The sequence below is a fragment of the Paenibacillus sp. cl130 genome, from assembly GCF_900116035.1.
Classification (GTDB): domain Bacteria; phylum Bacillota; class Bacilli; order Paenibacillales; family Paenibacillaceae; genus Paenibacillus; species Paenibacillus polymyxa_B.
This window is the reverse complement of sequence record NZ_FOYG01000002.1, coordinates 654588-666824: the sequence shown is the minus strand read 5'-3', so window position 1 is coordinate 666824 and position 12237 is coordinate 654588. Positions and strand designations below refer to the sequence as shown.

Here is a 12237-nt window from a genome sequence, read left to right as displayed (position 1 = left end):
CGTTGGAAAGGAGGCCGCATCATGTCGGTTCGCTTGTTGATTGGCCGCTCTGGGAGTGGTAAAAGTACGTTAATCCGCAATGAAATGACGTCTATGTTACGCGAGGAGCCGCTAGGTAAGCCTATGCTGTTACTTGTACCGGAGCAATCGTCATTTGCTTCTGAGCATGCGTTACTTACAGAATCCGGAAACGGTATTCAGGGGTCGGTGCGCGCCCAAGTGATGGGATTTCATCGTCTTGCCTATTTAGTTATGCAGGAAACCGGGGGTTCAGCACTGGTGCCTGTAACGGAAGAAGGCAAGAAGATGCTTTTATATAAAATTATTCGTCGTCGCAAGGATGAACTGAGTTTGTTTAAGGATTCGGGAGACCAGCTCGGCTTTGTGGATCGGTTGAATACATTGTTTACGGAGCTAAAGCAGTATGGAAATGATACTCGGTCTGTACCGGAGCAACTGGAGCGAATGAACGCTGCTGGAGAGTCAACTCCGATTTTGCGCGGCAAGCTCAAAGATATCAGTCTAATCTATGAGGATTTTGAACGAGAGCTGACGCTTAAATATATTGACGGTGAAGATACGCTGCGCATGCTGGCAGAACAGATTGCTGAGTCTTCCCTTGTGCGTGGGGCAGATATTTGGATGGATGGCTACCGCAGGTTTACACCACATGAATACAAGGTGGTGGAGCAGCTTATGCTGCACGCTTCTTCGTTGACGGTGGCGCTGACTTGCAACCGCAGCTACGAGAGCGGACAGCTTCCGCATGAGCTGGATTTGTTTCATCCCTCAGCGGCTACGTATGTAAAGCTCAAAGGAATGGCAGACGAGCTGATGATAGAGACGCAGACACAATTACTGCGCCCTGATCCGCTGCCGAGATTTAAGGAGCGTCCGGCGTTGGCGTATTTGGAGGCTAACTTTGAACATCGTACAGGGTTACGGAATCAGGAACAATGGATGCGGCTGCAGCAGCTACGAGAGCAGTGGACAGAAGAACAGCCGGAAGGCATAAAACTGTACACTGCGGCTAATCGCCGTGCAGAGCTGGAAGGGGCTGTACGCGAAATGCGTCGTCTGGCCCGAGATGAGGGCGCTCGTTATCGGGAGATGGCCCTGTTTGTACGTCATATTGAAGATTATGAGCCATGGGTGGAACCGATATTCAAACAATATGAGGTTCCAGTATTTCTGGATCAGCGGAGAAGTGTTTTGCATCATCCCTTAGTGGAATTGATTCGGGCTTCGCTGGATATCGTGCAGCGTCGTTGGCGATATGAGGATGTATTCCGTGCGGTCAAAACAGACCTTCTCCTGCCGCTGGATGGTCGGGTAAGTCGTGAGGAGATGGACCGTTTGGAAAACTATGTACTAGCCTGCGGAATACAAGGCAGCCGTTGGACAGACGGTCGCCCGTGGCAGGCTGTGCCCAGCTTGTCACTGGAGCTGGAGGAGCAGGAACGGAGCCGTCAACGGGATGAAACGTTGGATTTGATGGAACTGTGCCGGGATGTGATCGTGACGCCTTTACGTGCGTTTGAGAAACGTGTCGGCAAGGCACGAACTGCACTTGAGAAGTGTGAAGCGGTATATCTGTTACTGGAGGATGCAGAAATCGGCCACAAGCTGGACGCCTTCATTCATCAGGCAGAGGAAGCAGGAAAACCTGAGCAGGCGAAGGAGCATCGTCAAGTATGGGATGCGGTGCTTGAACTACTGGATCAAATTGTCGAAATGATGGGTGATGAGAGGCTGGATACCTCTTTGTTTGCGGGTGTGCTGGAAACGGGATTGGCTGAGTTCCGTATGGGACTTGTTCCGCCAGCTCTGGATCAGGTTCTAGTCGGAAACACGGACCGTACACGTGTGTCCGGTATTCAACATGCCTTTGTACTAGGTATGAACGAAGGTGTGATGCCGGCTGTGTTCCATGAGGACGGTGTGCTGAATGAGCAGGAGCGTACGGAATTAAACGAACGAGGCGTAGAGCTGGCGCCGGATATGACAAGACGTCTGTTGGACGAACGTTTTCTCGCTTATACGGCCCTTACTTCAGCCGGTAAAAGCCTGTGGATGAGCTATGCAGTGACTGATGAAGAAGGGAAGTCGTTGCTGCCGTCTGAGTTAGTACGACATGTGCGGCACCTGTTTCCTAGTCTGGACGAGCGTCCACTGGCTGGATACCCTTTGCCTGGGGATGCTTGGACGACGCAATGGGAGTATGCTTCTCATCCGTCCGAGGCTTTACCGCAGCTCATTGCGCAATTACGGCATTGGCGGCGTGGCGGTGACATTTTATCCCCTTGGTGGGAGGTATATAACTGGTACGCAAGCCAGCAAGGGCGTGAGAAGGACAAGCTGCGTCAGCTGTTGACCTCACTTTTTTACGAGAACCATGCCGAAATGCAGAAGGAAACGAGCCGCCGTCTGTACGGCAGCAAGCTGCGTACCAGCGTATCTCGTATGGAACGTTTTGTGGCATGTCCATTTTCGCACTTTGCCTCTCACGGTCTTCGTTTGAAGGAACGTCAAATGTATCGCCTGAAGGCCCCGGATATCGGACAATTATTTCATGCAGCGCTTGGAGAGATGGCGATCAATTTGCGTAAACGCAATGTCAGCTGGGGCAGTCTCAGCACGGAGGAATGCCGCCAAGAGGCGGAAAGTACAGTGGAGCGTTTGGCTCCTCGTCTGCAAGGCGAGATTTTAATGAGCTCCAAGCGGTATGGCTACATTTTGCGTAAATTGAAAGACATCGTGAGCCGTGCCTCGTTGATTTTAGGTGAACATGCGCGAAGAGGTAGCTTTGAGCCGATTGGGCTGGAGTTAGACTTTGGGCCGGGTCAGCAGCTTCCTCCGTTAAGCTTCCGGTTAGATAACGGCGTTGTAATGGAAATTGTCGGACGGATTGACCGTGTAGATGTGGCAGAGGGAGAAAAGGGGTTACTTTTGCGTGTCATCGATTACAAATCTAGCCAAAAGGATCTCAAGCTGCATGAAGTGTACTATGGCCTGTCCTTGCAGATGCTCACCTACCTGGATGTGCTGCTGAATGCGGCGGAGGAATGGTTGGGCGAGACAGCTTATCCAGCGGGTACACTGTATTTTCACGTCCACAATCCGATGTTGCAGTCGCCTAACGGTCTTAGCGCAGAACAGGCCCGTCAGGAGCTTTTAAAACGTTTTAAGATGAAGGGATTATTGCTCGCGGATCGGGATGTAGTTGGGCAAATGGATACAGCATTGGACAAGGGATATTCCTCTATTTTACCTGTTGCGGTGAAAGCAGACGGCAGTTTTTATAGCAGTGCTTCGGTTGCTTCGCCGGAACAGTGGGACAGCCTGCTAGCTTCGGTACGTCATAATATCCGGACGATTGGCACACGGATGACAGAGGGCGATGTGGCCATTGAACCTTATCGTATCCAGCAAGAGACGGCTTGTACCTTCTGTTCTTTTAAGCCTGTTTGTCAATTTGACGACAGTCTGGACGGTAGTGGCTACAATCAATGGGGTAAACCCGGTAAGGATCAGATCTGGAATCTGCTGGGTCATACACAGGAAGGGAAAGGAGGAATGGACCAATGATAGGCACGTCAAACACTAAAGGCATGCCGAAGCCGGAAGGCAGTATGTGGAGTGATGACCAGTGGCGTGCAATTTCGGAATCTGGTAATAACATGCTGGTCGCGGCAGCGGCAGGGTCTGGTAAAACAGCGGTGCTCGTAGAGCGTATTATTCGTAAAATCGTCGATCCCCAGCTCGGCTTCAGTGTGGATCGGTTACTGGTAGCGACCTTTACGAAGGCTGCCGCCGCCGAAATGCGTCAACGGATACGCGAAGCGTTGGAACGTGTACTGGAGCAGGAACCGGAAAGTGAGCATGTACGCCGCCAGCTATCGTTGCTGAATCGGGCCTCGATTACGACGCTTCACTCATTTTGTATGGAGGTCATCCGCAGGCATTATCAGGCCATTCCCCTTGATCCCGGTTTTCGGATTATGAATGAGCATGAGACAGAATTGCTGCGTCAGGAGCTTCTAGAAGAACTGTTTGAGGAGAAATATGAGGCTCATGATGAAGGCAGTACATTCCGCAGACTGGTCGACTGGTTCAGTGGAGAACGCACCGATGATGCAATGTACGTGCTTGTTCAGCGGCTGTATGATTTTTCTCAAAGTCATCCTTGGCCAGAACATTGGCTGCGGGAGACAGCGGCAGCATTTCGTGTACAGGATGTAGCCGCTTTGGGAGAGACTCCCTGGGTTCGCAGTATTTTGGCGGATGCTGCACTTTCATTGCGTGGAGCAGCGAGCTTGCTGGAACAGGCGCATGAAACAGCTATGCAGCCTGGCGGTCCTGCACCTTATGCCGTGACGCTGCAAGAGGATGCGGCGATGGTGAAGGGATTGTTACAGGAGCTGGAGACACAGCCGTGGGCATCTCTATATGATCATTTTCAGACAGCTTCCTTCGGTAAGCTCAAGCCCGTCAAAAAAGATCAGACCGAGCCTGCATTGCAGGAACGGGTTAAAACGCTGCGTGAAGCAGCCAAAAAAATGATTACAGATATGAAGGCTTCCCTGTTTGGCAGGAGAGCAGAAGCCTATTGGGAGGAGCTGCACGCCGCGGCTCCGCTGATGGACGAATTGATAGAAACCGTGATTGTATTCGGGGAACGATTTCAACATCACAAGCAGTCAAAAGGGCTGGTGGACTTCGGGGATTTGGAACATTACTGTCTGAAAATATTACGACATCCCGATTCTACTCCGTACAAGCTACTACCTTCCGACGCTGCGCTCGAATACAAGGCGCAATTCGACGAGGTGCTGCTGGATGAGTATCAGGATACGAATACCGTACAGGAAGATATCGTCAGGCTGGTATCACGGGAGGAACCGGGTAACCGTTTTATGGTGGGCGACGTGAAACAGAGTATTTATCGGTTTCGGCTGGCGGAGCCGGGTCTGTTTTTGAATAAGTATCAACGGTACGGCATGCAGGAGCAGGAAGATGGCTTATTAATTGATCTGGCGCGTAATTTCCGCAGTCGGGAGGAAGTTGTCGATGCGGTCAATTTGGTGTTCCGCCAGATTATGAGTGTGGATGTGGCGGAAATTGAGTACGATGAACGAGCGTGGCTGGTACACGGCGCATCCTATCCCGACCAGTCGGATCAAGACGCCGCATCTGTATACGCACCTGAGCTGTTGTTAGTTGATAAGGGTGGACATGGTCTTTCCGAGGCTTCGGAGCTGTCCGAAACGGGGGACGAATCTGCTTTACAGGAAAGTGAGCTGGCTGAGCTTGTGGAGTTAGAAACGGCACAGTTAGAGGCTCGTGCGATCGCGCAACGGATTAAAGAACTGACCGGAGACACTGGACAACCACTGTTGATTTACGACAGAGGATTAAAAGCGATGCGTCCGGCAGTCTACGGTGATATCGTCATTTTGCTTCGTTCCGCAAGCGTGTGGGCCCCCCTAATTGTGGAGGAACTGCGGCTTGAGGGCATTCCGGCCTCCGGGGAGCAGACGACAGGCTTTTTTAAAGCAACGGAAGTTGAGGTAATGTTGTCTCTACTGCATATTATTGATAATCCGCAGCAGGACATCCCGCTTGCATCCGTGCTTCGTTCGCCGATTGTCGGCTTGACCGAAGATGAACTGGCACAAATTCGGTTGGAGAAGCCGGATGGATTGTTTTATGGCGCATTACTGGCGGCGGCTGAGGCTGACCTACTGGAAGAAAGCGAAGAAGGGATTTCAGCTGACATCATGGAGTTGGATATTTTCCCAGAGGACTCTTTATCTTCATCTGACTTTGGTAATAGAAATGACGGGAATACGTTGTCTGCCCGACTACGTTCATTTTTGCGTAATTTGGAAGCCTGGCGGCATGAAGCCAGACAAGGCAGCTTAAGTGCATTGATTTGGAATGTGCTGGAGGAAACAGGATATCTGGATTGGGTCGGTGGACTGCCTGGCGGCTCACAGCGCCAAAGCAATTTGCGGGCGCTATATGACCGAGCGAGACAGTATGAGACTTCTACGTCCAACCGAGGATTGTTCCGATTTCTGACCTTCATTTCCCGTCTACGGGAGCGAGGCGGTGATTTAGGATCAATTAGCGGAGGGACTGAACCCGATCAGGCTGTCCGCATTATGACCATTCATAAAAGTAAAGGACTTGAATTCCCTATCGTGTTTATTGCCGGGACAGCAAAAATGTTCAATCAACAGGATCTCAATGCGCCGTTTCTTATGCACAAGGAGTTGGGGTTTGGTCCTAAATATGTGGAGGAACAAAATCGTGTCAGCTACCCTACGCTGCCTAATTTAGCGATCCGCCGACGCTCACAGCTGGAGCTATTGGCTGAGGAAATGCGGGTGTTATACGTGGCGCTTACACGTCCGCGCGAAAAGCTGATTATGACCGGAACCGTGAAGGATCTCGCTTCGCGCGCAGCGGGTTGGGCACGTGCCAAAGAACATACGGAAATTGTCTTACCAGACTATATGCTGGCGGCAGGCCGCAGCTATCTGGACTGGGTAGGTCCCGCTTTGATTCGGCATCCTTCTGCTACTTTGTTGAGGGAAGCCGCAGGTGATCAGGATGGGTACTATCACAGGCTGGAACATATGCCGGGAACAGACTGGTTATTTAAAATCGTGGCCTCGGAAACACTTTCCGGCTCTCGTGTGAACTCAGATCATGAGGAAGAGGTGTCGGGAGAAGAGCGCCAAAAGAAGACAGAAGCACTGAGAAATGCGGAGCTAATCGACTTGAACGAAGAGAGTGAAACGGATATTGAAGCTGCTCTTTCCTGGATTTATCCGTATGAACGGGCTGGCAAGACGGCAGCCAATACATCGGTTACTGAGATGAAAAGATGGCTGGAAATGCAGGAGATGGGTTCGGACGATTGGCTGAATCTATCTACCTCCCTACTAGCAGAGTTACCGGAGGATCGGGAGGATTCTCACACTGGGGGAAGTCAATTACACTTGCGCAGACCTAAGTTTATGGGGAATCAGCGTCTGACTCCAACGGAACGAGGAACAGTCTATCATACGTTGATGCTGCATTTGCCACTAGATGGGGGGATGAGCGCCGAAGTTATTGAGGAAACCAAGGCTCGTTTGCTCAATCAGCGTATGTTACTGGATGTTCATGCAGAGGCGCTAGATACGGATAAAATATTACGCTTTTTCACTAGTGAGCTGGGTAGCAGAATGCTGGGAGCATCCCATGTTCAAAGAGAGCTTCCGTTTACTTATACCATGCGGGCAACCGATTACTGGAACCACAGCTTACCATCGATGTCACCAGGACAAGAAACAGATTCGGAAGGTAGACAGGACGGCGATAAGGTGCTGATGAACGGGATTATTGACTGTCTATTTGAAACTCCTGAAGGACTCGTACTGGTAGATTATAAAACAGATCGGATATCTGAATATCGTACACTGTCCCATTTAACAGACCAATATCGATTTCAATTGGAGCTGTATGCCCGTGTGATCGAAGAGATTACAGGCAAAAAGGTTGCTGAGAAGTGGCTGTATTTTTTAGAAGCTGGAGAGAGTGTACGGCTGTAGTTATATAGATAGGGAGAGGAGGAATAGCATGCGGATTTTGCATACAGGTGATTGGCATTTGGGCCGCACGTTGGAAGGACGCAGCCGTTTAAAGGAGCAGGAGGCGTTTTTGGAAGAATTGGCGAAAATGGCTGACGATCAGCAGGCCGATTTGATTATGATGGCTGGAGACGTATACGACTCAGTCAATCCATCGGCCGCAGCCGAGCAATTGTTTTATGAAACGTCTGCCCGTCTTACGGCTGGAGGAAGACCACTAGTCGTCATTGCGGGCAATCATGATCAGCCGGAAAGGGTATCCTCGGTCACACCGCTGGTGAGCGGGCGCGGAATTACATTGCTGGGACTGCCCCATGGGGAAGCGGTACGCGTTCATACACCGCGAACGGGTGAAATGGCATGCATTGCAGCCTTGCCATATCCCTCCGAGTCTCGTCTGAACGAGCTATTGTCTGAAGACGGAGATGAAACAGTATTGCGCGAGGCATACAGCCGCCGTGTGGGCTTGCTGATGTCACAGCTGGGTACAGCATTTCGGCCTGACACCGTTAATTTGTCGATGAGCCATATTTATGTGCTCGGCGGGCTGGAATCGGACTCGGAACGTCCGATTCAGGTCGGGGGGGCGTATACCGTAGATCCGTCTGCTTTGAGCATTGGGGCACAGTATACGGCTCTAGGACATTTGCATCGTCCCCAATATGTGAAGGGAGACGGGCTGATGCGTTACAGTGGCTCGCCGCTGGCTTATAGCTTTTCCGAAGCCGGACAAGCCAAATCGGTTACGTTAATTGACGTGGTTGCTGGCAAGCCTGCTCAGGTCGAGGAACTGTATATTACCAGTGGACGCCCATTAGTGAGGTGGCGTGCACGGGGAGGTCTGGAGGAAGTATATCGCTGGCTGGACGAAGGACTGGATGCCGATGCCTTTATTGATCTGGAAATTACGCTGGATGAAGCGATGTCGATGGGAGATATTCAGCGGCTGCGCAAAAGCCGTGAAGGCATCATTCATATTCGCCCAATGTATCCAGAAATGGCTGCCGCACAGCTGGAGCACCAACGATCAGAACTGCCAGTGCATGAGTTGTTCCGGGCATTCTATCAGCGGCAGACAGGTGGAGCAAAGCCGGATGACGGATTAGTGCAGTTGTTTCTGGAACTGGTGGAACAGGATGATGCAAGAGAGCACGCTGAGGAGGATGACGCATGAAACCAATCCTTCTAAAACTGGCGGGGTTGCAAAGCTACCGGGAGTCACAGGAAATTCGCTTTGACGATTTGACCGAAACTGGACTGTTTGGAATTTTTGGCCCAACGGGTAGTGGAAAATCAACGCTGCTGGATGCCATTACGTTGGCTATGTACGGTAAAGTGGAGCGGGCAGTGAATGGTACACAAGGCATTATGAATCATGCTGAGGATACGTTGTCTGTTGCATTTACGTTTGAATTAATGTCAGCTCAAGGGCCTCGTCGTTACCGTGTAGAACGACGTTTCAAACGTGCTGGAGGCGTATCGGTTAATAATACGCTTAGCCGTTTTATTGCGTTAACAGAGGATGGCGAGGAAGTGCTTGCTGATAAGGTGCAGGATGTGACGCGCTGTGTAGAGGAGTATATCGGCCTGAAAATGGACGATTTTACACGAGCTGTTGTATTGCCGCAGGGAAAGTTTGCGGAATTCTTGTCCTTAAAAGGCAGTGAACGTAGACAGATGCTACAGCGTTTATTCCATCTGGAGAAGTACGGAGATCAACTTGCACAGAAGCTAAGCCGTCGTGTGAAAGATAACGATAGCGCACTGAAAGCGTTAGAGGCGGAGCAGCAAGGGCTGGGGGATGCGAGTGCTGAAGCGCTTGAACATGTAGAGTTGCGTCTCAAAGAGGCGATTGCCAATGCAGAAGCTTCGCGTCGCGAGCTAGAGCGTGTCTCACGTGAATCGGAGGCGCTAAACAAAACCCGTGAGCTGGTCATCGAGCTCAGCCAAAGATCGAACGAGCTGGAGCAGTTGGCAGCACAGGAGCCGGGCATTGCTTTGCTGGAGCGCAAGCTTCGACAAGCAACTGCAGCCGAGGCATTGCTGCCTGCGCTGACGGATTGGAAGGAAGCCATTGCTGAAGCGGAAAAACGGCAAAAGACTGCCGAAGAAATGGAAGTCCTGGCCGCTACCGCGCAGGAGGCTGCGCTTGTGTCTGCGCAAGCAGATGAGCAGGCCCGGCAAGCACTCAGTGCCGAAGAACCGAAGCTATTGCTTCGGATCGACCAACTAGAGCAGGCGCTTCAACTGGAGCGTGATACGGAAGCGTTGCGGACCGAACGGGAACGTCTGGCGGCCGAGCTTGTGCAAAGCGAACAAACCCTTGCTGAACATGCAGAAGGACTCGCAAAGGAACAAGAGCTACAGACGCGAGGCTTGAAGCGACAGCAAGAGCTTCAACAGGAGCTAAAGCAAAATGAAGTGCGGGCAGATGAGCGGCGTATGCTGCAAGAGGCTGTGCAACGGCTGCAACAGCTGGAAGTCGCGAATGAGCAATTGCGTGAAGCTGAACTGGAGTACACCGCTCAGGAGAATCGGCTTGTGCAAGCTGACGAACGTTTACAGCTGACGGACCAGGAGACACAGGAGACAGAGGCACGGCGTTCTGCCCTTGCTGCACAGGCAGCTGATGGCATTGAGGCATTGCTGACGTTGGAGGCAGAGATCACCGTCGATATGTCGTCACTGGCCTCCGAGGAAGAGCAACTGCGCCACGAGCTCCGTGCCGAGGAGCTGGGCCGTCTTGCTCAGCATCTCGCTGCCGAGTTGCGCGAAGGCGAGCCGTGCGCAGTGTGCGGCTCGTTGCATCACCCCGCGCCTGCCGTCGTCGCGGCGCATAGCGCGGATGCCGCTGCGCCAGATGAGCTGCACCGCCTGCGGCTTGGTTTGCAGGAGCTGCGCCTCACACTGCGCCAGCAGCTGCACGAGCAGCGCAGCTTGCTGGCACTGCCCGCCACCGCAGACAGCGGCGCTGCCGCCACAGGCGAGCCTTTCACGCCTGCGGCAGCGCCAGCAGAGCCGCGCGGTGCCGCCGCTTGGGCGGAGAGCTGCACGGCGCTGGAGCGTGCTGCGGCAGAGCTAGCCGCACGTGCGCATATGCTGCCTGCCGAGGCACAGGCGCTGCGCGAGGCAGACGCCGCCGGACAGCAGCGGCGTATCCGTGCTGCCGCCGAGCAGGAGGCAGCAGCTGCAGCGCTGACGCAGGCACGCAGCAAGCGCGAGGCATGCACCACGCGCAGCGAGGGGCTGCGCGCCGAATGGGCGGCGCAGCTGCCGGATGTCGCTCCGGGCGAAGCCGCGGAGCGTTACCGCGCCATGCAGGAGCGCGACGGGCGTGCGGAAGAGCTGCGGTCCCGGCTGGAGACGAGTGTGACCTTCCTCGAAGGAAAGGCGGCGCGTGTTCAACAGATACAGCAGAGTATCATCGAGGAGGATAAAATCATTATTGCCCGCCGTACAGGGCTCCAAAGCAAAGATGATTCGCTTCGTGAAAAGCTAGCACAGCTCCGAAAGTGGGTTGGAGATGGCCAAGCGGCTTCATTGCTGGAAGAAGCGACCTCGCGACTGTTGGGACTTAAAAACGGAGCCGAAGCCGCGGCACGCCGCCGTACCGAAGCGGAAGAACGCAAGCAGCAAGCCGTTCATGCTTCACTGATTGCCCGGCAGGCCTCCGACTCGGCAGAAGAAAGACGTCAGATGGCAGAGTCCCGTTGGGGCAGCCGTCTGGAAGCATCCTCCTTCGCTACGGAAGCAGAGGTCATGGAATGCTGCCTGGGACCGGAAGAAGCCGCACGCTATGAGCGTGAAGTGAGTTTGCATCGAGAACGGGAAAAAGAGCTGTCTTCCCGCTTAAAACATGTCAAAGAGCAGCTGAATGGAGCAACGGTATCAGAGGAACAGTGGGAAACGGCCACTGCACAGCTACGTGATTGCCGTGCACGCGATGAAGAGGCGCTTCAGAATCGCGCCAAGGCTGAGCGTGATTTAGAGGACTTGCAGCATCGGCACGTCCGCTGGATGGAGCTGGAGTCCAATCGTATACATTTGCGTAGCGAAGCGGAAAAAATGTCCAAGCTCCAGTCTGTTTTTCGCGGCAATGCCTTTGTTGAATATATTGCCGAGGAGCAGCTCATGCAGGTCAGTCAGTCGGCTTCACGCCGCCTGCGTTTTCTGACCAAGCAGCGTTACGCGCTAGAGGTAGATTCCAGCGGTGGATTTGTCATTAGTGACGATGCCAACGGTGGGGTCAAACGTCCGGTATCGACCTTGTCCGGTGGCGAAACGTTCCTGACCTCCTTGTCGCTTGCGCTTGCGCTGTCGGCTCAAATTCAATTGCGGGGCCAATACCCTCTGCAATTTTTCTTTCTGGATGAAGGCTTTGGAACGTTGGACCCTGAGCTGCTTGACACAGTGATCACCTCACTGGAAAAGCTGCACCACGATCAATTGTCTGTTGGTGTGATTAGTCATGTGCCTGAACTACGGGCCCGTCTTCCGCGCAAGCTAGTTGTTCTGCCAGCAGAGCAGGCTGGAGGCGGCTCACGTGTGGTTATGGAAACTTTTTGAAGCAATGTGATACAGGTCACAGATACAG

At 52.9% G+C, this 12237-nt stretch carries 4 protein-coding genes; all 4 read left to right on the top strand.

The features are described from left to right. The first annotated feature begins 21 nt into the window (after positions 1–21). Genes addB through BM358_RS09200 form a run of 4 tightly spaced genes read left to right on the top strand, consistent with a single transcriptional unit; the run spans position 22 to position 12209 of the window. Positions 22–3588, top strand: a complete 3567-nt coding sequence (gene addB, locus BM358_RS09215) for a helicase-exonuclease AddAB subunit AddB (RefSeq protein ID WP_028540450.1) — start codon at positions 22–24, stop codon at positions 3586–3588. Next, positions 3585–7604: a helicase-exonuclease AddAB subunit AddA gene (gene addA / locus BM358_RS09210; RefSeq protein WP_028540451.1), complete on the top strand. Its 4020-nt coding sequence runs from the start codon at positions 3585–3587 to the stop codon at positions 7602–7604. The genes addB and addA overlap by 4 nt, the downstream gene beginning before the upstream one ends. A 28-nt stretch (positions 7605–7632) precedes the next feature. Then, positions 7633–8817, top strand: coding sequence for an exonuclease SbcCD subunit D (locus tag BM358_RS09205; RefSeq protein ID WP_028540452.1), 1185 nt, complete (start codon positions 7633–7635; stop codon positions 8815–8817). Beyond that, positions 8814–12209, top strand: a complete 3396-nt coding sequence (locus tag BM358_RS09200) for an AAA family ATPase (RefSeq protein ID WP_028540453.1) — start codon at positions 8814–8816, stop codon at positions 12207–12209. The genes BM358_RS09205 and BM358_RS09200 overlap by 4 nt, the downstream gene beginning before the upstream one ends. Positions 12210–12237: the final 28 nt, after the last annotated feature.